The organism is Scytonema sp. HK-05 (genome assembly GCF_963872035.1).
Lineage (GTDB): Bacteria > Cyanobacteriota > Cyanobacteriia > Cyanobacteriales > Nostocaceae > Kalymmatonema.
This window is the reverse complement of sequence record NZ_CAWMYC010000154.1, coordinates 1-23,442: the sequence shown is the minus strand read 5'-3', so window position 1 is coordinate 23,442 and position 23,442 is coordinate 1. Positions and strand designations below refer to the sequence as shown.

Annotated in this window: 19 protein-coding genes; 12 read left to right on the top strand and 7 right to left on the bottom strand. The window is 44.1% G+C overall.

Translation table 11 applies throughout. The features are described 5' to 3' along the window. Positions 1 to 23: 23 nt before the first annotated feature. From AACT52_RS35650 to AACT52_RS35640, 3 genes are all read left to right on the top strand, one after another. Positions 24 to 806 (top strand): class I SAM-dependent methyltransferase, encoded by a 783-nt coding sequence (locus AACT52_RS35650; RefSeq protein WP_073635145.1) that lies wholly within the window; start codon positions 24 to 26, stop codon positions 804 to 806. 50 nt (positions 807 to 856) lie between these two features. Continuing rightward, entirely contained in the window at positions 857 to 1,084 is a 228-nt protein-coding gene (locus AACT52_RS35645; RefSeq protein WP_073635144.1) for a 4Fe-4S dicluster domain-containing protein, read from the top strand. 232 nt (positions 1,085 to 1,316) lie between these two features. Continuing rightward, the gene (locus tag AACT52_RS35640; RefSeq protein ID WP_073635143.1) at positions 1,317 to 2,273 is read left to right on the top strand and encodes a HEAT repeat domain-containing protein; all 957 of its coding nucleotides are present in this window, start codon (positions 1,317 to 1,319) and stop codon (positions 2,271 to 2,273) included. Positions 2,274 to 2,323: 50 nt separating this feature from the next. Here the strand turns inward: AACT52_RS35640 and AACT52_RS35635 are convergent, their stop codons facing one another. After that, the gene (locus AACT52_RS35635) at positions 2,324 to 5,992 is read right to left on the bottom strand and encodes an NB-ARC domain-containing protein (RefSeq protein ID WP_073635142.1); all 3,669 of its coding nucleotides are present in this window, start codon (positions 5,990 to 5,992) and stop codon (positions 2,324 to 2,326) included. A 295-nt stretch (positions 5,993 to 6,287) separates the two neighbouring features. On the opposite strand from AACT52_RS35635, the gene pgr5 reads away from it, so the two are divergent. The 5 genes from pgr5 (at position 6,288) to AACT52_RS35610 (ending at position 10,759) form a co-directional block, all read left to right on the top strand. Next, positions 6,288 to 6,485 (top strand): cyclic electron transport protein PGR5, encoded by a 198-nt coding sequence (gene pgr5, locus AACT52_RS35630; RefSeq protein ID WP_073635141.1) that lies wholly within the window; start codon positions 6,288 to 6,290, stop codon positions 6,483 to 6,485. A 423-nt stretch (positions 6,486 to 6,908) separates the two neighbouring features. After that, on the top strand, positions 6,909 to 7,601 hold the full coding sequence (gene nuoB, locus AACT52_RS35625; RefSeq protein WP_073635140.1) for an NADH-quinone oxidoreductase subunit NuoB: 693 nt from the start codon (positions 6,909 to 6,911) through the stop codon (positions 7,599 to 7,601). Between the two features lie 120 nt (positions 7,602 to 7,721). After that, on the top strand, positions 7,722 to 8,669 hold the full coding sequence (locus AACT52_RS35620; RefSeq protein ID WP_073635139.1) for a hypothetical protein: 948 nt from the start codon (positions 7,722 to 7,724) through the stop codon (positions 8,667 to 8,669). A 29-nt stretch (positions 8,670 to 8,698) separates the two neighbouring features. After that, positions 8,699 to 9,340, top strand: a complete 642-nt coding sequence (locus tag AACT52_RS35615; protein ID WP_073635138.1) for a Coq4 family protein — start codon at positions 8,699 to 8,701, stop codon at positions 9,338 to 9,340. A 36-nt stretch (positions 9,341 to 9,376) separates the two neighbouring features. Further along, positions 9,377 to 10,759: a cytochrome P450 gene (locus AACT52_RS35610; protein ID WP_073635137.1), complete on the top strand. Its 1,383-nt coding sequence runs from the start codon at positions 9,377 to 9,379 to the stop codon at positions 10,757 to 10,759. Here the strand turns inward: AACT52_RS35610 and AACT52_RS35605 are convergent. Together AACT52_RS35605 and AACT52_RS35600 are read right to left on the bottom strand one after the other, a co-directional pair. Beyond that, complete coding sequence (locus AACT52_RS35605; protein WP_073635136.1) at positions 10,756 to 11,247, bottom strand: TIGR00725 family protein; 492 nt, start codon at positions 11,245 to 11,247, stop codon at positions 10,756 to 10,758. The two genes, AACT52_RS35610 and AACT52_RS35605, sit on opposite strands and share 4 nt — an antisense overlap. A gap of 134 nt (positions 11,248 to 11,381) precedes the next feature. Then, complete coding sequence (locus tag AACT52_RS35600; protein WP_073635135.1) at positions 11,382 to 12,263, bottom strand: 4-hydroxybenzoate solanesyltransferase; 882 nt, start codon at positions 12,261 to 12,263, stop codon at positions 11,382 to 11,384. Between the two features lie 273 nt (positions 12,264 to 12,536). Here AACT52_RS35600 and AACT52_RS35595 point away from each other — a divergent pair, with 273 nt between their 5' ends. Beyond that, a complete protein-coding gene (locus tag AACT52_RS35595; RefSeq protein WP_073635134.1) occupies positions 12,537 to 14,183 on the top strand; it encodes a Ppx/GppA phosphatase family protein in 1,647 nt (548 codons plus the stop codon). A gap of 47 nt (positions 14,184 to 14,230) precedes the next feature. Here the strand turns inward: AACT52_RS35595 and AACT52_RS35590 are convergent, their stop codons facing one another. The 4 genes from AACT52_RS35590 to AACT52_RS35575 all read right to left on the bottom strand — a co-directional run bounded on the left by AACT52_RS35590 (position 14,231) and on the right by AACT52_RS35575 (position 17,840). Beyond that, positions 14,231 to 15,013: an ATP-binding cassette domain-containing protein gene (locus AACT52_RS35590; protein ID WP_073635133.1), complete on the bottom strand. Its 783-nt coding sequence runs from the start codon at positions 15,011 to 15,013 to the stop codon at positions 14,231 to 14,233. A 55-nt stretch (positions 15,014 to 15,068) separates the two neighbouring features. Continuing rightward, positions 15,069 to 15,851, bottom strand: coding sequence for an aliphatic sulfonate ABC transporter permease SsuC (gene ssuC / locus AACT52_RS35585; protein WP_073635132.1), 783 nt, complete (start codon positions 15,849 to 15,851; stop codon positions 15,069 to 15,071). A gap of 49 nt (positions 15,852 to 15,900) precedes the next feature. Next, positions 15,901 to 16,995, bottom strand: a complete 1,095-nt coding sequence (locus tag AACT52_RS35580; protein WP_083630733.1) for a sulfonate ABC transporter substrate-binding protein — start codon at positions 16,993 to 16,995, stop codon at positions 15,901 to 15,903. 299 nt (positions 16,996 to 17,294) lie between these two features. Next, positions 17,295 to 17,840, bottom strand: a complete 546-nt coding sequence (locus AACT52_RS35575; protein WP_073635131.1) for a GNAT family N-acetyltransferase — start codon at positions 17,838 to 17,840, stop codon at positions 17,295 to 17,297. A 324-nt stretch (positions 17,841 to 18,164) separates the two neighbouring features. Between AACT52_RS35575 and AACT52_RS35570 the strand changes: the two genes are divergently transcribed. From AACT52_RS35570 to AACT52_RS35560, 3 genes are all read left to right on the top strand, one after another. Continuing rightward, positions 18,165 to 19,247 (top strand): DMT family transporter, encoded by a 1,083-nt coding sequence (locus tag AACT52_RS35570; protein ID WP_073635130.1) that lies wholly within the window; start codon positions 18,165 to 18,167, stop codon positions 19,245 to 19,247. Between the two features lie 207 nt (positions 19,248 to 19,454). Beyond that, the gene (locus AACT52_RS35565; RefSeq protein WP_073635129.1) at positions 19,455 to 20,621 is read left to right on the top strand and encodes a peptidoglycan-binding protein; all 1,167 of its coding nucleotides are present in this window, start codon (positions 19,455 to 19,457) and stop codon (positions 20,619 to 20,621) included. A gap of 286 nt (positions 20,622 to 20,907) precedes the next feature. After that, a partial coding sequence (locus AACT52_RS35560; protein WP_233154157.1) for an NB-ARC domain-containing protein occupies positions 20,908 to 23,442 on the top strand: 2,535 nt, incomplete at its 3' end.

The following is a 23,442-nucleotide window of genomic DNA, read 5'->3' as shown; positions in this document are numbered from 1 at the left end:
TAATAATTTCATTTTGGGTGCTAATGCCTACTTACGATTTAATTGGTCAAAAATATTCAAGAACTCGTGTTCCTGATTCTCGCATTGTGAATGCGTTAATCGAGTTGCTCAATTTGCCAAAAGGTAGTACGATCGCTGATGTTGGGGCTGGTACTGGTGGTTACAGTCGATCGCTTGCCAACCAAGGATTTTCAGTCTATGCTGTAGAACCTTCTTCAGTGATGCGAAAGCAAGCACAAGAACATCCACAAGTTGAATGGTTCACTGGCTATGCAGAAGCTCTCCCTTTGCCAGATAATTCTGTTGATGGAGTCGTAAGTATCCTGACTATTCATCACTTTTCCAACCTCAAAAAAGCCTTTCAAGAAATGCATCGAGTTGTCAAAGATGGGGCAATTGTTGTCCTGACTTTTGATATCAGACTGGCTGAGAAAATATGGCTGTATGATTATTTTCCTTGGCTTTGGGAAGATGCAGCGCGCTTTTTACCACTCAACGAACTTACAGAGTTGATTCAGGCAAATACCACTAGACGTGTTGAAGCTATCCCATTAATGTTGCCTTATGATTTATCCGATTTGTTTGCAGCCGCAGCTTGGAGACGCCCTGAAATGTATTTACAATCAGAGGTGCGTGCAGGGATATCATCTTTTGCTTTAGCTGATCCCAATTTAATACAGCAAGGAGTCAATTCACTTGCAGCAGATTTAAGTAGTGGTGCATGGGATGCCAAGTATGGAGAGATTCGTAAATTCAGAGAAATAGATGTAGGTTATCGTTTCCTGAAGGGAACTATAGCTGTTTAAGATAAACCTCATAAAGAGTTAAACCTGTCACAAATCAAAGGAGTAACGTTATGGCTTTAGCAAACCAAAGAGTAGATGTAGCCGTTATCGTTGATGAATCTAGATGCTTGGAAAAATGTAACGCCTGCATCGAAGTTTGTCCTCTAGATGTCCTTGCAAAGAATCCAGAAACAGGGAAAGCTTATATGAAATACGACGAGTGTTGGTTCTGTCTGCCTTGTCAGAAGGAATGTCCTACAAACGCGATTACAGTCCAGATTCCTTTTTTGTTGCGGTGAGTTAATTTTGGATTTTGATACCAAGTTGCGGCTCAATTACCTCACCCCCAGCCCCTCTCCGCGAGTTCGGAGAGGGGTGCCCGTGAGGGCGGGGTGAGGTGTAAGTCATGAATGCAACTTAGTATGAACCCCAGATGGACGCCGAAGTAGATGGACGCAGATAATTTTTTGTTCTATCTGCGTGTATCTGCTATAGGTTGCGGTTGCAATTTTAAATCTTAAATTGGGAAATATGGCTGCGGATACAGATTCTGAGTTAAATCAATGGTTGGAAATGTTGCGATCGCCCGACGTTAGCGATCGCCTGGTTGCTGTCAAAACGTTGCAACATTTGGGCGATGAAGCGGCAATTGATGCGCTGATTGCAGCCTTAAAAGACGAGAGTACTGCTGTGCAAAAAATTGCGGTAGCAGCCCTTTGGGAACTTGCTCATCCTGTCGCTGTTCCTGCTTTACTCGAATGTCTCGCTTCACCCGAGGAAGAAATTCGCAGCGAGGCTTTATCAGCTTTGGGTGAGTTAATCTCCTCTGAACATTTGCTATTGTTGCTCGATGCTTTACATCAGGAGGATGTTCACCTTCAACTCAACGTGCTGATTCTTTTACGGAAGATTCACGATGCCCAGTCTTTGCCTGCGGTGTTAAGTTTCTTTGAGTCAGAACATCCGCAATTGCGAGAGGCGGCTGTAACGACTCTGCGCTATCTCAATCAAGTCAAGCGATGCCCACCTGCTCTACTTTTTCTAAATGATCCCGATAACGGCGTGCGTCGTGAGGCTGCTCTCACTCTAGGACATTTAGCAGATGAGGGGGTTGTGGCGTTACTGAGTCAAGCCCTGACTTCTGATCCAGACTGGCAAGTGCGTCGTAATGCTGCCAAGTCTCTGGCAATTCACGCTAACTCGGACGCAATTCCTGCAGTCCTTTCGGCGCTCAAGGATGAACACTGGCAGGTGCGAAAATTTGCTATACAAGTGTTGCAAAAAGTACCAAATGAGCAGTGCTTACCCGCACTTATTGAAGCGTTGGCAGATGAGTTTTCGGATGTGAGGAAAGAAGCGGCGATCGCCCTTGGCAACTTAGGCAATCCCAATGCCCTCAATGCCTTACAGCAAGCGCTAGATGACCCGGATCGAGATGTTGTTATCTACTCCCAACGGGCGATTCAGAAAATTCAGAAACGTGCATAGATAGTTCACTGTAGGGATAAGCTTATTTGTAGTTTGGTTGTAAAGAAATGTTAAGTAGCATCCACTGCACCAAGAGCCAACAAGGTTGCTTTCTGCGCTTCTGTCAAACCTGTTACTCCGTAAATATTCATGCTCTCATAAAGGCATTCTACTCTCAGAGTCTTGATGCACTCCTTTGTCTGCATATCCCATATCTTGATAGCACCATTGCCATCGCCACTAACTAAGATATGACCTTCAGGACTAAAGGCAATAGACATCACCCAAATATGATGGTCTTCCAAGGTAGCAATGCACTCAGCTGTGGCTACATCCCAGAGTTTGATGGTGCCGTCACTGCTGCCACTTGCAAGGATATCACCTTGAGGACTAAAGGCGATCGCCCACACCCAATTTTTATGTGCTTGGACTATATGAATACACTTTCCTGTTTGCACATCCCATAGCCGCACAGTGCCATCTGCACTACCAGTCGCAAGCATATCACCTTGAGGACTAAAGGCAACCCACCAAACCCAACTGCAGTGTCCTTTGAATGTTTGATAGCATTGCCAGGTTTCTAAATCCCAAATTCTGGCGACATCATCAAAACTGCCGACTGCCAGCTTTTTGCCATCTGGGCTGAAGGAGATAGACATAGCGACATGTTCCGGGTGACTGTGCAGAATTTCACCTGTTGCTATATCCCAGAATTTGATAGTACGGTCATAGCTGCTACTTGCCAACAGACAACCATCTGGACTGAAAGCAACCCCTGTCACCAGACTTGTATGTCCCTGCAAGACTTTGATGCACTTACCTTCCAGCACATCCCACAACCTGATAGAATGGTCAGCACTTGTGCTTGCCAAAGTGCGACCGTCAGGACTATAAACAACTAAATAGATGAAATCAGTGTGTCCAATCAAACTTTGGCACTCACCGTCTAAATTCCAAAGTCTTACAATTCGGTCATAGCTACCACTGGCGATCAGGAAAGATTTTTCAAAAGGGGTAGGATTAAAGGCAACGGATGCAACCCAGTTATGCATTCCCCTGAATATTCTCACGCACTCTCCACTTGCGACATCCCATAGTTTCATCGTGAAGTCATCACCACCAGTGACAAGCAGAGTGCCTTGGGGGTTAGTGGCAAGCGCGTAGACTGCGTTAGTATGTCCTTGGAATGTTCTGATGCATTGCTTTGTTGCGGTATCCCAAAGTCGAACTGTTCCATCTAAACCACTGCTAGCAAGGGTATTGTCGTCGTCCACAAAAGTCACCGAATGCACGCCGTTACTATGCCCCTGCAAAGTTCCGACACAATGACCTTCATCTATGTCCCAAAGCCAAATGTTGGGGTCTAAACCGCTAGTAGCAAGCATTCCTGAAGCGCTGAAGGCAACAGACCTAATCCAATCACTATATCCTTGCAAGGTTTTGATACAGCAACCTGTAGTCAAATCCCAAAGCCTGACAGTTTTGTCATCACTGCCACTGGCGAAGATACAACCATCTGGACTCAAAGCTAGAGAGAAGATTGCACTATTATGTCCATGCAAGACTTGGGTACATTTTCCTGTGTCAACATTCCAAACCCTGATAGTACAGTCTGCACTACTACTGATTAATATTTTACCATCGAGTGCAAAGATAACGGAGAAAACGCACCCTTTATGACCTTGCAGAGTTTTCAAGCATTGTCCCGTTGTGACATCCCATAGCTTAATTTTTTCATCTTGCGCTCCACTTGCCAGAATGCTGCCATCTGGACTAAAGGCAACACACCAAACAGAACCGAAATGACCCTGACAACTCATGAGTTGTTGACCAGTGGCGACATCCCACAAGCAAATTTGACCTTCAGAGTGAGCTGTTGCCAAAATTTTACCATTCGGACTGAACACAGCAGACATGGGGCTTGAAAAAGTTTTGGCAAATACAGATTTAGATAAGTCGCTATGGGCAAAGTTTACTTGTCTAAGGGGGGTGTCTTGGAGATAAGCTTGCCAAATCGTTAGGTAAGAGAAGTCGTAGCCAGTTAAATCAGTTTGCAGTTGACACAGCAGGTTTATGAGGTTGCCAACTGTATACCCAGGTTCTAATTCGAGTGTGGGGAGGTGCGCGTATCTTTTGAGAGATTGCTCGCGTAATTCATGTACAATCTGAGTCAAATGAGTTGCGATCGCCGCTTTGCTTCGCAGCTTCAGCAGTAATTGCTCAATCACAGGCTGGAGAATAAGTTTAGTTTGAGCAACCCGAATATAGTCTTTAGCTGTAGCTTTGATCAACGCATGGCTGTTGAAAAGGATAAACAGATCAGGAGAACTTGCGGTTTCGCTTGTCCTGTTACCCATCTGTTCAATCTCGGTACACACCTGTTGAACAATATAATCGGTGACATATTCCATCACCACTGGTTGGAGAGTAAATTGCACAGGGGTTTGTGGAACTGATTTTTTTTCGATTAAACTACGCCGATTAAGCGACTCCAACGCTTCCAAAAGCTTCATTGAAGAAACAGGTAAGACTAAATCAGCACGCAACTCTGTAAGAGTGACTGGTTCGCGATTGATTGCTAGCCAGCACATTAGGTCTTTTTCCAAAGGTGAAATCCTGTGATATTGCTGTGCTAACAAGTCATAAATACTACCAAAAACAGTCGTACCTTGAGCGCGAAATTCTGTAATATCGCCATCAAATAATTCTTGGATTGTGGTAGCAATAATCTTGAGAGCGAGGGGATTACCTGCGTAATGTGCAATTAGGTCTTGCCAATCTGCATCAGAACCGCAGAAAAAGCTTTTGGTTCGCACCAGTTCTAGCGCTGCACTAGCACTTAAACCCGTTAAGTGTAATGACCGAACTGGTAAAGTTTCACCTTCGAGGGCTGCAATTTCCTGGGGCTTTTCCCGACTTGTAAGCACCACACAGCTTTGGTGAGCCGTTTCTCCGATTTGCTTAAGGAGTTGTCCGTAGTCTTCATAACCAGTTTGGTAGTGTCCAGAGGAGTCTAACTCTGCTAATATCGATTCTGCATTGTCTAGCACAACCAAACAGCGGTGCGATCGCAAATGTGCTATCAACTGCGATATACGCTTGCCAATGTTCTCTGATAAATCTATTGGTTGACCGTTAGCGAAAAATTGCAGCAAGTTTGCGAGCAAGTCTTTGAGAGGCGGACTGTTGCGGAGACTTCGCCAGACTACAAACTCAAACTGCTCTTGAATTTGAGTAGCCAGTTTCACTGACAGGGAAGATTTACCAATTCCACCCATCCCCAGCAAAGTAATCAGCCGACAACGGTCGTGGAGTATCCAATACTCTAACTTACTCAGTTCGTCTGTGCGACCGAAGAAGATGGAGACATCAACAGCATCACCCCAGTCTTGGTTATGTGATGATGGGCTTGCTTCTAGCAATGATGGGGAAGGGGCAATATTTTCTCCAATTCTGGCAACTTCGCCAGTGATTGGCTTGCAATAATCGTTTTTAGCCAACTCCAAACCGAAAGCTCGGAAGAAATACTCAAGGCTTTGCTTGTCAACTCCTTCTTCTCGCGCCAACACTTTAGACACCGTAAAAGGGGCTAACTGCGTGCGGTAACTCAATTCTTCCAGAGTAAATCTGGCTCCATCATTTTCTTGGATTTCTAAGAGATGCTTAGCCTCCTGAAGCTTCTGCAATCCTTGGAGACTAAGAATAACACCGCGCCTGCGTGTTTGCTTGTACTTTTCCATTGAGTAGGACAAAGCTAAGGCTAAGTTGAGAATAATTTTACAGGCTTAAAAGCAATATCTTGGAATCCTTTAGGTTTTATACATCTTAAGCATCGTTATCTTGAGCATTTCCCAATTGCCAAATACTCCAAAGCTTATCAGAACTCACTTAGATCTTCATTCTTTACAAAAGTTAACTTAGCGGTTAACGCCTTTATCTTTACTGGTGCAAACAGAACAGAAAAGACAAACTGAAATTGTCAGAACTTAACAACTAGACATAAATCTAAACATTCTACAAAGGAGTTCACCTATCATGTTTGCACCACTTATCGTTCTTATTCGCAAATATTTTGGTCAGAAAAAACTCAATCAAGTTCGCGGTCAATTGATTGCACTGCATATTCAGACGATGACTCGCTTTTGCGATCGCTTCGGTATTGAGCGTACTACCCGTCAGCATCTTATCCGTATGGCTCGGGATAATGGTAAGCGGTTGGGTTTACTTGCGTAGGCAGAGTTTCGTCCGGAAAATAAACATAAGATGATGGCGACTAAGTACAGCATTTCATTAATTCGTAACGTTTTTAAACGCTGAGGAGCGCTGAGGTAAAGGCAAAGGTACACAGAGCCTTCATTCAAGTTTTCGCTATGAACTTATGGAATCATGTACTAAGAAACCGGGTTTTTGGGTGTTGAACTTCTGGAAGTGCAACCTTAACACCGAGCTTAAGTTAGCGACTTAAGACCTTTATCTTTACTGGTACAGATTCAAACGTTATCAGAAACTGTAGTTATCGACGGTGTAGTGAATTGTGAGTGGAAGAGCTTGCAGGAGAGCTTCCTACAAAACAAAAACTGCTCTTCCAAGCGCTTAATTAATACATAGAAAGCGCAATTTGTCAAACAATATTCATAATTATGGGAGATTCAACCCATGACTAATGTTATTAATCCAATTGAGCGTCCCGAAGTAACGCAACAACTGTCTGAAAATATTATTCTCACAACTTTGGATGACTTGTACAACTGGGCAAAAATGTCCAGTTTGTATCCGATGATGTTTGGCACAGCCTGCTGTTTTATGGAGTTTATGGCTGCCTATGCTTCTCGGTTCGACATGGAGCGATATGGGATGATTCCCCGTGCGACTCCCCGACAAGCAGACTTGATGATTACCGCAGGTACAATCACGATGAAGTACGCCCCTAACTTGGTGCGGCTTTATGAACAAATGGCAGAACCTAAGTATGTCATTGCAATGGGAGCTTGCACAATTACGGGTGGGATGTTTTGTACAGATTCTCCAACCACTGTTCGAGGGGTAGACAAGTTAATTCCAGTCGATGTGTACATACCAGGATGTCCTCCCCGACCTGAAGCTGTTATCGATGCGATTATTAAATTGCGTAAGAAGATTGCTAATCAAAGCATTCAGGAACTGCCGCAACTCCAACAATCTCACCGCTACTACAGCATCACACACAAGATGAAAGCTGTGCCTCCCATCAATGATGGGAAATACCTAAAAAGCCCTACACGGGAAACTCCATCCAAGGAAATTGCTGAGGCAACAGGATTGCCTTTACCTTTGGCGCTTCAACAGCAGAAAATAGAGACTAATCGCTGAAACGGTCATTTTCTCAGATAATTCTGGTTTTTGCGTAGCTCTTAATCCGCGTTTGCTATTACGGGCGCAAGCCGCCGCGCCCGTACCTCCTGACATCCTGTCCCTGAAGGGAGATGTGAGATGGATATCGCTGTCTTTTCTTCTCAAGAACTGCCGTTCGTGTTGCAAACTCTAACAACAGTAGCGGCTAAACCAGAGGCATTAACACCACTTGAACATCAGTTTTTACAGGTAGTGAACCAGCTACATCAAGCCTCAGTTGTAGTTGATGACTTATCTCCTATCACGCCAACACAAATTGCTAAAGCCATCACCGATCCACACCACCGCAAACGCTTGCTTCAAATGGCTATGGTGATGGCGATGGTAGATAACGAGATTACGCCTAGCCAGCAAAAAGCACTGAAATCTCTTGCAGAAGCCCTTTCTAGTAACGAGCAAAGTTTACGAGTGCTGCACAAAGCCGCTAGAGAACATAAGCTGCTAGCGCAGATGGACATGACACGAAAGTCAATGGGCATATTTATGAGTGCATCCTATGCACAACAAGGTACTATCGGTCTTAAAAAGATACTGGCTCCACTGTTTTACGGCGGCGAAGATCCAGATGTAGCATGGAAGTATCGACAGTTAGGGCTATTACCAGAGGGAACTTTGGGACGCGCTTTTTGGGAATACTACACCCAAAAACGTTTTAGCTTTCCTGGTGAGGTGGGGAGCATTCCAGAGCGCATGGTGTTTCACGATTTTGCGCATATTTTATCTGGTTACGACACTGACCCTCAAGGAGAAATTCAGCAGGGAGCCTTTCAGGCGGGTTTTATCTGCGAAAACGGTTTTGTATTTCTGCTGTTCGTCATTCTGTATTTTCATTGGGGTTTTCACATCACGCCTTATGCGGATACGGCGATGGGACTTTTTGATATCTCACGAGTCATACACGCCCTACAGCGGGGTGCAGCTTGTAACGTAGACCTTTCAGATAACTGGAACTTCTGGGAAGTTGTGGATGTACCAGTAGAAGAATTACGCGATCGCTACACCATTCCACCCCTGAGCCAATTTTAGATTTTCAATTCCAGATTTTGGATGCGTCTATGTGGAACAAACTCAAACAAATCAAAGCGCTTCAAGCTTATAAAAACTCTGAAAATTACGGCGATTTTGCCATTCTCAAATCTGATTTATTAGGAGCAAAAGTTAATCCGACAGTAGAGGCGAAACTGCAACACGTTGTCGGATATCATCCGCACATCAATTTAGAAGAATTGAGCAAATATCCTCAAGGTACCTTTGGGCGAGAATATGCCGAACATATGCGCGAAAATAACCTGAAACCATTTAACATCAGTCCCGAACTTGAGGACATTGCTAGACGCAATGTGTTTGCCTTGCGATACGTTGTCACTCACGATATTTTTCATCTCTTGCTTGGCTTTGATACCAGCTACGCCGGAGAAATTGGGGTGCTTGCCTTCGCCGCTGCCCAAAATTACAGCAAATCGCTAAAAATTAGCCTTTGGTTAGCGAAATTCCTCTATCCAATCATTGCTCCTAAACAACGTCAAGCTATTTTTGCTAATCTTGAAAAAGGACTTGAACTTGGAAAAAAAGCACAATTTTTATTAGGCTACCGCTTTGAAGAACATTGGAAAGAACCAATCAACGAAATCATAAGTCGATTAGGATTACCACAAATTCATAACCCTCAATATTCCCTAACATTTATCCAATTTTAGATTTTTTCTAATAACAAAAAGGCAGGAGAACCACAGATGATTGCGCTCAAAGAAAACTCTTTACAGCAGACTGCAAATAAATTACCAAATAGAACCCGCGAACCAGGATTGCTCCAGACGATATGGGCAATTGTACGACCGTTGGATTATCTTGAAACAATGCAAGAACGGTATGGAGATATCTTTTCTACTGACATTCCTGGCTTTCGTCCCCAAGTGATTATCAGCAATCCCCAAGCGATTCAAGAAATTTTTACCGCTGATTCCAAGTTATTTGAATCAGGTTCAGGAAGCGAGGTTATAGAACCGTTGTTGGGGTCAAACTCTTTAATATTGCTAGACGGTGAGCGTCATATGCAACAACGCAAGCTGTTGATGCCTCCTTTTCATGGTGAGAGAATGCGGGCTTACGGTCAGCTCATTTCTGACATTGCCAAGCAAGTTATCAGCCAGTGGAAGATTGGGGATGTATTTAAAGCACGTTCCAGTATGCAAGAGATTAGCCTGACAGTTATTTTACGCGCTGTTTTTGGGCTGAAGGAAGGAGAGCGTTACCAACAAATCAGGAAAACCTTAACAGCAATGTTGGATAGTTTTGAGTCTCCTTTAAGTGCGACTCTACTATTTTTTAAAACACTGCAACATGATTTAGGACCTTTGAGTCCTTGGGGAAATTTTGTACGGCAAAGAGAGCTACTTGATAAATTACTTTACCAAGAAATTCGCGAACGTCGCGCCCAATCTGAGTCTTTAGGTGAAGATATTCTGAGCTTATTACTATCAGTTCGGGATGAAGCAGGTCAACCGATGACAGATATTGAGCTACGCGATGAATTAATGACCATGCTTTTCGCTGGGCATGAAACCACAGCAACCGCTTTAGCCTGGGCTTTGTACTGGGTTCACTACATACCAGAAGTGCGCGAAAAACTCTTGCAAGAACTTAACTCCATTAACGTCGCAAATGCAGATCCGATGGAAATTTCTCGGCTGCCCTATTTGAATGCAGTTTGTTCAGAAACCTTGAGAATTTATCCTGTTGTTTTCTTTGCCTTACCACGAATTTTACAAGCTCCTATGCAATTGATGGGTTACGATTTACCAAAAGGGATGTTAATTTCGCCTTGTATCTATTTGACTCACCATCGTCCAGATATTTACCCAGAACCCAAGCAATTTAAGCCTGAACGCTTTCTTGAGCGTCAATTTTATCCTTATGAATATTTACCTTTTGGAGGTGGGAACCGTCGCTGCCTTGGCTTGGCATTTGCCATGTTTGAGATGAAATTGGTACTAGCAACCGTCTTATCTGATTACTCACTAGAACTAGCAGAACGGCGTCCTTTGCTACCTGTACGTCGCGGTATAACATTTGCACCTCCAGGAGGAGTACCTTTGGTGGTCAAGGGGCGTAATTAACGACTTAAAATTGCCTTTGTTGTTGCGATCGCCTTTCCTACCCCATTGACAACATAAACGTTTTCTGGGGACAGCTTTTTGAAGAAAACTTTGCTTTGTTCCTCGTCAGTCAGCAAAATAACTTTCTTATTACCTTTCAACGCCAAAGCAATTTCTGAAGCTGTCCCAGCACCCATCCCACAGGCAATCACTACATCACTCGAGAGGACATTAATATTATTGCGAGCATTTCCCATGTCAGTGAAAATCGCAATATCAACTGCTTCAGAAATGCCCTTGCTATCCTCACTAGGAAGAATGCCAATAGTTAAACCATTGGCAGATTTTGCTCCCTGATTTGCGGCTTCCATTACCCCAACATTTCTACCGCCAGTGAGCAAAACCCATCCTTCTTGTGCAATGACTTTCCCAAGTTCATAGGCATTTTGCACATCAATTGAGGTAGCCTTTTCTCCTGGTCCCATCACTCCAATAACGATTTTTCTCATTGTAATTGAGTCATGAGTTATGAGTAGTTATTTGCTGAGAGGGTCATCGGATATAGCGCTAAATGTTTTTATAAAAAATTCATGAAGTTTCAGTATAAACCCGGTTTCTAGAAGAAACCGAGTCTTAAAAAACACTATAAACTCCCAACAATCATCCCAGCAAGTACGATAAAACCAATCCACACGTTTTGCCGGAACATTTCTCCATAAGCAGAGTTAGGCAGGTTTGGCTGTCTTAAGCGTGTGTACTGCCAAGCCCAGGCTATAGTAGCAATAGCAAGACTGATCCAAAAGGTAGGGTGCAGGTGCATAAGGACACCTTGCCAACCGAGTAAAAAGACAGTACCAGCAAAGAAAATCCCAATCGCAACAGGCGCGTAATCACCAAAGAATAAGGCGCTAGAGTTCACACCAATTCGGCGGTCATCTTCCTTGTCGCTCATAGCATAAACAGTATCAAATCCCAATGTCCACAGTACAGTTGCACCCCAAAGTAGCCAGGTGGGAAGTGAAAGGTTATGCGTCACCGCACTCCAGCTAATCAAAACGCCAAAACCCCAAGCGATGGAAAGGACTAACTGCGGGATGGGAAACACCCGCTTTGCCCCTGGATAAAGCAAAATGACTGGAACGGCTGCCACACACAACCAAAATGAGAGTGGGTTAAGATAAAAAGCAAGAACCGCAGCACATCCCATTGCCACTATGGCAACGATGATGCCGACTTTTATAGAAAGGGCACGGGAAGCAATAGGGCGATCGCGAGTTCTTTCTACTTGTGGATCTATATCTCTATCCCACAAATCATTGACAACACACCCAGCGGCACTTGTGGCGAGAGTACCCAGGATGATAACGCCAACCAAGGGTAAAGGTGGTTTTCCAGCAGCTGCCAAAAACACAGCCCAAAGAGCGGGAATCATCAAAATTAACCGTCCTTCTGGTTTATGCCACCGCAAAAGCCGGATAATGACAAACAACATGGATTCAGTGTTGCGTTCTTTTGTAGTTAGCATAGGCAGCAAAACAATAACTAGAGATAGATTTATTCACATATAGTTACATCTATAGAATATCTTTATTTGATATTTATAAAATCAAACCACAAGTAACAACTTTGGATACACTTAATGAGTTAATTTAGTTGTGTGAACATGGTGCATCTCCTGACTCAGTCAGGTTCACTTATACATTCCGCTTGAGAATAATTTTGTTTTCCAAAATACATTGTCTTGCCAATACCGTCTGTATTGCCAGCTTTTACCATCCTTAACAGAGAGAAACGATAGATGGTGAATTTAGTTTCAGCTAGCTGGGAGAGTCTTCCAACTCAAACAGTTGAGCAACATCGGATTATTGCTGCTATCGACTTAGGGACAAATTCACTACACATGGTAGTTGTGCAAATTGAACCTAGACTACCATCTTTTAGCATCATCGCCAGAGAAAAAGAAACAGTGAGACTTGGCGATCGCGAGATTGAAACAGGGAATTTGAAACCAGAAGTGATGGAACGGGCGATCGCCACCTTGGGACGCTTCCAAGAGATCGCAAAAACTCTCAACGCCGAAACAGTCATTGCTGTAGCAACCAGCGCCGTGCGAGAAGCCCCCAATGGCAAAGATTTTTTGCAAAGGGTAGACGACGAGTTGGGTTTAAGCGTTGACCTAATTTCTGGTCAAGAAGAAGCGCGGCGGATTTATCTTGGTGTGCTGTCAGGGATGGAACTCAACAACCAGCCCCACATCATTATAGATATTGGTGGCGGTTCCACAGAAATAATTTTGGGCGACTCTCATGAAGCGCGAGTTCTCACCAGTACAAAAGTTGGCGCAGTTAGACTCACCAGCGAGTTAATCACCACTGATCCTATCAGCAACGCTGAGTTTAAGTATTTGCAAGCATACGCACGCGGAATGTTAGAACGTTCCGTGGAAGACGTGCAGGCGAACCTCAAATCAGGGGAATTTCCCCGTTTGGTAGGAACTTCCGGCACAATTGAAACTCTGGTGATGATCCATGCACGAGAGCAACTGGGTTCTGTTCCTTCCACACTCAATGGTTATGAACTGAGTCTAAAAGACTTGCAGGAGTGGGTCAATCGCTTGCGGAAAATAAGTAACTCAGAACGAGCTGCAATTCCCGGTATGCCCGAGAAACGGTCTGAAGTGATACTTGCAGGTGCAGTCATTCTACAAGAAGCAATGAACCTTTTGGGGGTTGAGTCGGTCACGGTGTGCGAACGTTCCCTCAGGGAAGGTGTCATTGTAGACTGGATGCTTGCCCACGGCTTAATTGAAGACCGGCTGCGTTATCAAGGTAGCGTGCGTCAGCGGAGTGTTCTGAAAATTGCCAATAAGTACCATGTCAATTTAGAACACAGCGATAGGATAGCAGTCTTTGCCCTGAGCCTATTTGACCAAACAAAAGGGACGCTCCACAACTGGGGAGCAGAAGAACGGCAGATCCTTCAGGCTGCGGCGCTATTACACAATTGTGGTCATTATGTCAGCCATTCTTCTCACCACAAACACTCTTACTATCTCATTCGCAATAGTGAATTACTAGGCTACAACGAAACTGAGGTAGAAATTATTGCCAATTTAGCGCGTTATCATCGCAAATCTCCACCCAAGAAAAAGCACGAGAATTATCGCAACTTGGTGAGCAAAAATCATCGACAAATTGTTAATCATTTAAGTGCTATTTTAAGATTGGCGGTTGCTTTGGATAGGCGGCAAATTGGAGCAATTACACGAGTGCAATGTGAATATTTGCCGGAACAGCAGGAATTTCATTTAAAAGTTTTTCCATCTCGCGCTGATGATGACTGTGCCTTAGAACTTTGGAGTTTGGATTACAACAAAGGAGTGTTTGAGGCAGAATTTGGTGTGAAATTAGTGACGAATTTAGAGCCTATAGCTGTGCTTACTTAGATGAAGTGGGGTGTGTTAACGCAGTGTAACACACCCTAAATTTGTATCTAGGCGTTTGCCAGTTCTTTAATTGCTTTTTCTTCCCCATTAATTAGACCCGCTTCATCACCCATCAAACGCTCTAAAACTTTTTCTGCCAAAGTAACGAACTCTTGGTCTTTTCGTTTGCGGGGGCGCGGTAGTGTCACTCGGGTATCCATCGTTATCTGACCGTTGTCAATAAGCAAGATGCGATCGCCTAGCATCACCGCTTCGTCTACATCATGGGTAATCAGGAATGCCGTAAATTTTTTTTCCTGCCAAATTGTTTCAATCAGTCGCTGCATCTCAATTCGTGTCAGGGCATCCAAGGCTCCCAGCGGTTCATCCAACATCAATAAGCGCGGCTCCCTCACTAAAGCTCTGGCGAGTGCTACCCGCTGCTTTTGCCCTCCTGAAAGCACAGCAGGCCAATCTAGCGCCCGTTGGGCAAGACCAACTTGCTTCAGCGCCTTTTCGGCTTTCTGCCGCCAGTCTTTCTTGTTCAATCCCAATCCTACATTCTCCACAACAGTTTCCCACGGTAAGAGGCGGGGATTCTGGAACATGACTCGCGCACAGCGGTTACGCCCTTTCAACGGTTCCCCGTCCATTAAAACTCCACCGTCAGTAGGACGTTCAAACCCGGCTACAATCCGCAAAAGTGTACTCTTACCGCCACCACTGCGTCCAACAACGACAACAAACTCTCCCGGCGCAATCTCTAAATCGAGGCTCTGCAATACCTGATTGCTACCATAGGTCTTTGTCAGACCCATCACCTTTACCTCTGCGCCTAATTGTGATTCCATTTTGAAAACCTCGTTGAATATTGCAAGAAAAATTTCAATCGGGAATTAATAAACTTTAGGCAGATTCGTAGTTGGGATTCCACTTCAGCCATTTTGCTTCTAACGCTTTAGTGGCAACATCTGCAAGCTTACCCAGCAAGGCATAAAGCAAAATACTCAAGACAACGACATCAGTTCGCATAAACTCACGAGCGTTCATCGCCATATATCCAACGCCTGAATCCAATGTGATGGTTTCGGCAACAATCAGGGTGAGCCACATGATTCCCAGTGCATAGCGCACGCCAACCAGGATTGAACCTAGTGCGCTCTTAAAAATGACTCGCCTAAACAAAGACCAGCCATGCAAACCATAGGATTTTGCCATCTCAATCAGTTCTGGATCAACACTACGAACTCCGTAATAGGTATTTAAGTAGATGGGAAAGAACACTCCCAACGCGACGAGAAAGATTTTGGCTTCCTCTCCAATACCAAACCACAGAATGACCAGTGGAATTAGGGCTAAATGAGGAATATTCCGGAGCATCTGAACCGATGTGTCTAACAGTTCTTCTGCTACTGGAAACATCCCATTCAGCAATCCTAAGACAAAACCAATACTGCCCCCAATTAAGAACCCAATCGCGGCACGTATTGTGCTAATGCAAAGATTTCGTGACAGTTCTCCTGTAGTCGCTAGACGAATCCCTGCAACTAAAACATCTGATGGTGCAGGCAAAACTCTTGTAGAGAGCCAGCCCAATTTTACGGCTACTTGCCAAACAATAATCAGAAGAATCGGCACAATCCAAGGTCTTAGCTGCCGAAGCACTAATTTAGAAGATTGCTTTTTCATTTTATTTGTTGAAAAATCTGTGGAACTAGAAGCTAATAATTATTTGATGTTAACGTTGCAGGCTTTGAGCCAACTGCTTACTTTCTTCCACATTGGCTACTTTCTTGACATCGATTTTTTTAGGAATCAATTTTAGTTCGTGGAATGTATCGGCAAGCTTTTGTTGGTAGGCTACGACTTCTTCGGTAATGGGTTGCACGCCATAAGTTTTTCTCTTTGCTACCTCCTCTAAAATTGGAGCCTCAATACCAATTAAAGGTGAGAGGATATTGGCAACTTCACGAGGTCTGGATTTCGCCCATTTATCTACCTCATTGATGCTTTCTAGAACGACTTTAAGACGATCAGGATACTTTTTAGCAAAATTTTGGTTAGCAAAAAAGAACTCTCGATTGGCTACGATATTTTGAGCATTTGTGAGGATACGAGCACCGGTGGCTTGTTGTGCAGCGGCAAAATAGGGGTCCCAAATTGCCCAGGCGTCTACCTCTTTCTGCTCAAATGCTGCTCGGGCGTCTGCAGGTGGCAGAAAGACTGGTTTAATATCGGTATATTTCAATCCAGCTTTTTCCAATGCCTGTACCAACAGGTAATGCACATTCGAGCCTTTATTCAGGGCGACTTTTTTGCCTTTTAAATCAGCTATGTTGCGAATTGGAGAATCTTTTTGGACTAAAATTGCTTCTCCTTGTGGATTGGGAGGTTCGCTGGCTACGTACAGTAGGGGAGCTCCAGCAGCTTGAGCAGATATAGGCGGTGTCTCTCCAGCATGTCCAAAGTCCAGGCGATCGGCATTTAAAGCTTCTAGAAGTTGTGGTCCTGCTGGAAATTGACTCCACCGCACCGTAATACCGAGTGGTTCCAATCGTTTCTCTAAATCTCCTCGCGCTTTAACGATGCTGAGAGCTCCGAATTTCTGATGACCAATACGAACTACTTTTTCTTTTTCTAAACCGATGCTAAATTGTGGGACAGCCACATATTTGGCTAAGCTACTTCCAGCACAAGCAGAAAGTATGAAATTCAAGCTGAATCCAAGAGCAAACAGCAAGGCAAAGGTTTTGGTTGAACGTTGCTTGACTCGCCTGAAAACACTTTGCAATCTGGCTATAAGCGCAGGCAATTTGAGCTGAGTCAGAAACATTGAATCCTCTACTCAATTTATAAAATCTCAAGTTTAAAACGGCTGATAGCTCAGCTTGTTATGTATTCAATTGTTTGAATTCATTAAAATACAGTAAACTAATCAATTTACCGTACGAATCTCACATAAGGATGATATTGTTAGAGATAATCTGAAAAAAGCACATCCATTTTTTCTAACAAAAGACGTAGCAGGCGGACATTTATCATCAACCCGAGGTGGTTGCAAGAACCAGGATAACCCACCTTTGAAACTTCTGAGTCAGGATGTATTAGAGAAGAAGCGATATTTTCCTGCCACTATTGTTCTGTTTTGTTCAGCCACTCATCCTTTGAAATCCCAAAAATCAAAGTATCCCACAAGCGTCCCTTAAACCTCTCATTCTCCGGCAATCTTTGCTCAAGCTGCATTCCAATTTTTTCCAGCACCCTAACCGAACCAGTGTTTTCAGCAATGCACCAAGAATAGACACGGTGCAACTTTAACTCCTCAAAGCCAAATTTAAGAATAGTGGCTGCTGCTTCTGTTGCATATCCTTTGCCCCAGTAGTCTGGTGCAATCTCATAACCAAGGGAAGCTTCATGCGATTCTGGCTCTTGTTTGCGGATACCGCAATTTCCGATTAATTTTCTTTCATATTTTAATTCCACTGCCAACTGAAATTTTATTCCTGGCACTTGTTGCTGCTTCAAAAACATTTCTACAAATGCCCGCACATCAGCTTCACTGCGGGTTTCCCATCCAGAAAATTTCAGGTATCGGCTGTCAGCTTGATAGGCTAGAACTGCTTGCCAATCTTCAGGCATGAATTCCCTTAAGATGAGTCGCTTGGTGGAAAGAAACATCATATCTACATAGCGGCAAAGTGATTGTTAGTTTTTAGCTGCAAACTCCAGAAATTTAAGTTTTTTAGCCTGCTTGCGCAGGCTTTGTTTGTATAGCTTTAGGCTAAGGGGGATCTTATCCGAACCGTATTGCAACCGTTCCCTCTCACAACGGCAAGCACCACCCAACCTGTCAATTCAACCACCCTTTGGACAAGACAGCTATCATAGCTGCTGGTGTACGCAGTTCATAACTAAGTATTCATTCCTTCACAAAACGACATAATTAGGTAAAATTAGTTAAAGCGATTTTCGCGTTTGTAAAACAAAGGCTTCAGCAATCCCATGCAACTGAAACTCAGTGCATCTCGACTACCCTTGGCAACAATACTCTTGATAGCCCCCTTTTTCCTATGGGGTACGGCTATGGTGGCGATGAAAGGAGTGATACCCCACACCACACCATTGTTTATGGCGGGAGTACGTTTGATACCCGCTGGGGTACTCATTTTGATAGCAGCAGCATTGATGGGTAAACCTCAGCCCAAGGGTTGGCTAGCATGGCTGTGGATTGCTTTATTTGCCTTGGTGGATGGAACGCTGTTTCAAGGCTTTTTGGCAGAGGGATTACTCAGAACAGGTGCTGGTTTAGGATCTGTGATGATTGACTCTCAACCCCTGGCTGTAGCATTGTTGTCTTTGTGGTTATTCCAAGAACACATCGGTTTTTGGGGATGGCTGGGACTAGCATTTGGAGTCACAGGTATTAGTTTAATTGGCTTACCTCACGAGTGGATTCTCCATTTTCTAGACTCAGGCACAATTGTAAAGACTTTGGATGCAACGTCTCTACTACAACAACTGTTTGACAGCGGCGAGTGGTTGATGCTGTTAGCGGCGTTGAGTATGGCAGTGGGAACAGTGTTGATCCGGTTTGTTTGCCGCCATGCTGATCCTGTGATGGCTACGGGATGGCACATGATTATAGGTGGCTTGCCATTGTGGGGAATTTCGTCAGTTGCAGAATCTGGACAGTTGCAGAACATTGTCCCATCTGACTGGATAGCATTGGGTTACGCTACTGTGTTTGGGAGTGCGATCGCCTACGGATTGTTTTTCTATTTTGCCTCTAGCGGCAATCTCACCAGTCTCAGTTCCCTCACCTTCCTTACACCTGTATTTGCTTTGCTATTTGGCAATTTGTTACTCCAAGAAGTTCTTAATCCAGTACAGTGGGTAGGAGTCAGCCTGACTTTAGTGAGTATCTATCTGATCAACCAGCGCGAAAAGCTGTCAGGGGAAAGCAACAAGCTTGCTACCAGTGAGAAAACCATGACGCCGCAACAACAAGTTTTAGAAGCATCTGCAAAGAAAATGAACCAAGTCACCCTACCTGTGAGAGAATCTGAACCAGAAATGTTGCCTTAAATCACAAAAACCAGCGAAACAAAATATCTATCTAAAAAATAAATAACTCATTCAGGGTAACAACGGTCAGTAATGTGCTTGAATTTTAGTAGCGGTCAGGGTGTGTTCGATTTGCTGAAGCCAAGAAAAAACATTTAAGATTTATATAGCTTATAGTTATTGTGGTATCAATGGCTTCCAACGCACGTTCTGGCTGAGACTTGCTCTATGAGGCTACGCTATTCCTCAATTGTTTTTATCACTTGCCTTGCTTGCTTAGGATTTGACCAACGTCAAGCAAGCACACTGACACCTGAGCCAGTTTTCAGAAATTTAGAACTTGCTCAAGCACTGAACGAAGACACTATCCCGCAGTCTCTTCTTAGACTTGGCAGCACAGGTGCACAAGTGAAGTCATTACAAACCCTACTTAAGAAGTTAGGATACTATAATGGTCAGATAGATGGGCAGTATGGCGCGGATACAAGGGTTGCCGTTACTAAATTTCAACAAGCAAAAGGTTTAACAGTAGACGGTATTTTTGGTAACGCAACCAAGCAGAGTCTTCAAACAGCAATCAACGCAAAACCACTGACTTCTTCGCTTGCTATTAATCCTACCGCTGAAGCCACTCCTAAGGGAGAGGCAGATAGAGGTATAGTTTGGTGGTCACTCGTAGGTATTGGTGTTTTGGGAAGTATTGGCGCATTGCTGTATGTGGTGAGAAGGCTTCCTCAAGGTAAAAAAGTTGCAACATATCCAGAAAGTTATAGTCAGGTGAATACCAGTCCAGTTCAGCCAACGATACAAAAATTTGATACTACAAACGACAGGCAATCTAATGGTGCTGGTGTCATTAATACACAAGAAACAACGGTACCACCTTCTACACAAATTTTACCTATGGAAACAACTTCTCGCCTTGCCAAAGTCAATATTATTGACCAATTGATTGAAGACTTACGCAGCCCAGACTCAACACAGCGACGTAAAGCTATTTGGGATTTAGGTCAAAAAGGAGACTCGCGGGCAATTCAGCCGTTGGTTGACTTGATGATGGATGCAGATTCTCAGCAACGCAGCTTGATTTTAGCAGCCTTATCGGAAATTAGCACCCGCGCACTCAAACCGATGAACCGCGCTTTGGCAGTCTCACTCCAAGATGAAAGTCCACAAGTGCGACAAAATGCCATTCGCGACTTGACTCGCGTATATGACATGATGGCTCAAATGAGTCAAATGTTATCTCATGCTATGCAAGATCCAGATGCAGATGTGCAAGCAACAGCAAAGTATGCTCTTTCACAGATGAATCGTATCCGTGCTTTGCCTGGTGATACAAGTGAGGAAGAGGATACAGACGAGGAGGAAGAGGAAGAAGAGGAGAATTTTTAAGCGTCTGGTAATTCGCCAAAGCATTGGCGATCGCCCTCAAGTCAGTCTGTTATGTATGAAATAATACTCTGCTTGGGCAAAAATCAGCTAACACAGGTTATTGCTGCATAAGTTAACCTCGGTTTCACTTATTAAATATAAAAGTTAAATATAAAAGTAAAAAATCATGTGTGTAGAGACGCGCCATGGCGCGTCTCTACATTGTCTTCCTGATAAGGGTTCTGGTCTTATCAGCAAGCGTATTGCTATATCAACGCGTAAATACTAACGCTTTCTCCAAGCTCTTATGAGTCACAGCACGGGTGTCAAAACAATCCTGATTCTGACTGCAATTCCCCACGGATTGCGCTTGGATAAGGAAATTCGCTCAATTGAAGAAGCTATCCGACGTGCTGTCAAGCGGGATTTATTCAAGATTACACTTAGAACTGCTGTCCGCCCTCAGGATATTCGCCGCGCTATTGCAGAAGAACAACCGCAAATCGTCCACTTTTGCGGACACGGGCTGGAAGATGGCAGCTTGCTGTTAGAAGACGACGGGGGAGAAAACAAGCCCGTCCCAGCATCCGGACTAGCATCACTGTTTCAGTTGCACACAGATTATGTGGAATGCGTACTGCTTAATGCGTGTCATTCTGCCAAACCAGCTATTGCAATCAGTGAATATATTAATTATGCGATTGGGATGAATCAGCCGATTGGGGATAAGGCTGCGATCGCATTTGCTCAAGGTTTTTACGATGGATTGGGCTACGCAACTCCAGATAATCAGGATGTATTTCAAAGAGCCTTTGAGGAAGGTCAGGTTGCAATTCAATTAGAACATTTTTCTGAAGGGCAAATTCCAGTTATTAAAATAAAAACTAAAGATAAACCGTCTAAACCAATCTATAAAAATCGTTTACCGAAAGGTGTTCCTTTTCAAGCACCACCCCTGCCAGCTTACTTTGTAGAGCGCCCAGAATACAGCCAAGGCTTAAAAAATCGTCTGCTTACAGAATTATCAGATACTCGCACTTTGGTAATTACTGCTATTCACGGCTTAGGTTCTGTGGGTAAATCGACTCTAGCAGCTGCTTTGGCACATGATGAAGATGTGCAAGCTCACTTTTGTGATGGCATTCTTTGGGCAACTTTAGGTCAGCAACCGGATGTCCTCCCACTACTCAGTGGTTGGGTGCAGGCTTTGGGTGACTATGAGTTTAAACCAACCAGTATAGAAGCTGCTACCAATCATCTCCGGACTCTACTTTATGACAAAGCTGTTTTGTTGGTAGTAGATGATGCTTGGAATACCAAAGACGCACAAGCATTTAACGTTGGTGGTTCTCGTTGTCAGGTGCTGGTTACAACTCGTGAGGGTATGATCGCAGATGCATTAGGAGCCAGCACTTATAGCTTGGATGTCATGAAGCCAGAACAAGCTATGGAATTGCTGACAAAGAAGCTAGGGCGTAACCTACAAGATGCAGAACGTCAGCCAGCAGCAGATTTAGCTGCATCGCTTGGTTATCTACCTCTGGCGCTTGAACTGGCTGCGGCTCAGGTTATGAGCGGTCAATCCTGGGCAATTCTGTTAAAAGATATTCAGGGGGAAATTGCCCGGTTAAAATCATTTGACAGACCGGGAGGTGGGGGAAATAGTGATGAAGCTTCTTTAAAAAAGCTCAGTTTAACTGCATCATTCAACTTAAGTATACAGCGTCTGGAAGAATTTGAACGCGAGAATTTTATATGGCTGGGGGTGTTACCTGAAGATGCTTCCATGACTCAGAAAATGGCGGTAACACTTTGGGATATGGATGATGAACGCGATGCTTCTGATATATTGGAATGTTTACGAAGTAAAGCGTTACTATTACCAGGTGTTTCTCTGGTTGAGGGAACACGCACATATCGTTTACACGATTTATTGCATGACCTAGCACGTAATTTGTTAACTGCTCCTGAAAAACCAAAACGTCGTGGGGATTTGCCCGGATTGGGTTTGAAGTTGGTTGATGCTCATGTCACTTTTTTGGAGCGGTATCGAGAAAAAACCGAAAATGGTCTATGGCATACCCTACCTAATGATGGTTATATACATCAGCGCCTGAGTTGGCATTTAGAAAAGGCGGGTAAAACAGAGGAAATTCACTCCTTGTTGCAAGAGGAAACAGAGACAGGAGGCAATGGGTGGTATGAGGCATGCGATCGCTTAGGGCAAAATGCCATTTTTGTGACTGATGTAGCACGTGCTTGGAAATTAGCAGAAGAGATGTTTAAGGAAAAACCTTCGCAGTTAATAGCACTACAGTGTCGTTATGCTCTGATGACTGCATCCCTTAATAGTCTGACTGCTAATGTACCAGTAAAATTGCTGCAAGCGTTGGTGAAAAAAAATGTATGGACTCCTGAACAAGCATTAGCTTATACCTTACAAGGCTCCAATCCAGAACAAAAAGCGGGTAAGCTGACAGAGCTAGTTAATTGTTTGCCACCAAACCTAAAAGAACTAGCGCTCTCAAAAGCACTGGCTGCGGCAAAACTGATTCAGGATGAGAGATATCGCGCCACGGCACTAGCTGCCTTAGCCGACAAACTGCCAAGGGATTTATTACCCGAAGCACTGGCTGCGGCAAAACTGATTCAGGATGAGAGATATCGCGCCACGGCACTAGCAGCCTTAGCCGACAAACTGCCAAGGGATTTATTACCCGAAGCACTGGCTGCCGCAAAACTGATTCAGGATGAGAAATATCGCGCCACGGCACTAGCAGCCTTAGCCGACAAACTGCCATCCGTATTACCCGAAGCACTGGCTGCCGCAAAACTGATTCAG

Bases quoted from the DNA above. Each gene is read 5' to 3' on its own strand.
- AACT52_RS35650 (WP_073635145.1), top strand. From the start codon at position 24: ATGCCTACTTACGATTTAATTGGTCAAAAATATTCAAGAACTCGTGTT.
- AACT52_RS35645 (WP_073635144.1), top strand. From the start codon at position 857: ATGGCTTTAGCAAACCAAAGAGTAGATGTAGCCGTTATCGTTGATGAA.
- AACT52_RS35640 (WP_073635143.1), top strand. From the start codon at position 1,317: ATGGCTGCGGATACAGATTCTGAGTTAAATCAATGGTTGGAAATGTTG.
- AACT52_RS35635 (WP_073635142.1), bottom strand. From the start codon at position 5,992: ATGGAAAAGTACAAGCAAACACGCAGGCGCGGTGTTATTCTTAGTCTC.
- pgr5 (WP_073635141.1), top strand. From the start codon at position 6,288: ATGTTTGCACCACTTATCGTTCTTATTCGCAAATATTTTGGTCAGAAA.
- nuoB (WP_073635140.1), top strand. From the start codon at position 6,909: ATGACTAATGTTATTAATCCAATTGAGCGTCCCGAAGTAACGCAACAA.
- AACT52_RS35620 (WP_073635139.1), top strand. From the start codon at position 7,722: ATGGATATCGCTGTCTTTTCTTCTCAAGAACTGCCGTTCGTGTTGCAA.
- AACT52_RS35615 (WP_073635138.1), top strand. From the start codon at position 8,699: ATGTGGAACAAACTCAAACAAATCAAAGCGCTTCAAGCTTATAAAAAC.
- AACT52_RS35610 (WP_073635137.1), top strand. From the start codon at position 9,377: ATGATTGCGCTCAAAGAAAACTCTTTACAGCAGACTGCAAATAAATTA.
- AACT52_RS35605 (WP_073635136.1), bottom strand. From the start codon at position 11,247: ATGAGAAAAATCGTTATTGGAGTGATGGGACCAGGAGAAAAGGCTACC.
- AACT52_RS35600 (WP_073635135.1), bottom strand. From the start codon at position 12,263: ATGCTAACTACAAAAGAACGCAACACTGAATCCATGTTGTTTGTCATT.
- AACT52_RS35595 (WP_073635134.1), top strand. From the start codon at position 12,537: ATGGTGAATTTAGTTTCAGCTAGCTGGGAGAGTCTTCCAACTCAAACA.
- AACT52_RS35590 (WP_073635133.1), bottom strand. From the start codon at position 15,013: ATGGAATCACAATTAGGCGCAGAGGTAAAGGTGATGGGTCTGACAAAG.
- ssuC (WP_073635132.1), bottom strand. From the start codon at position 15,851: ATGAAAAAGCAATCTTCTAAATTAGTGCTTCGGCAGCTAAGACCTTGG.
- AACT52_RS35580 (WP_083630733.1), bottom strand. From the start codon at position 16,995: ATGTTTCTGACTCAGCTCAAATTGCCTGCGCTTATAGCCAGATTGCAA.
- AACT52_RS35575 (WP_073635131.1), bottom strand. From the start codon at position 17,840: ATGTTTCTTTCCACCAAGCGACTCATCTTAAGGGAATTCATGCCTGAA.
- AACT52_RS35570 (WP_073635130.1), top strand. From the start codon at position 18,165: ATGCAACTGAAACTCAGTGCATCTCGACTACCCTTGGCAACAATACTC.
- AACT52_RS35565 (WP_073635129.1), top strand. From the start codon at position 19,455: ATGAGGCTACGCTATTCCTCAATTGTTTTTATCACTTGCCTTGCTTGC.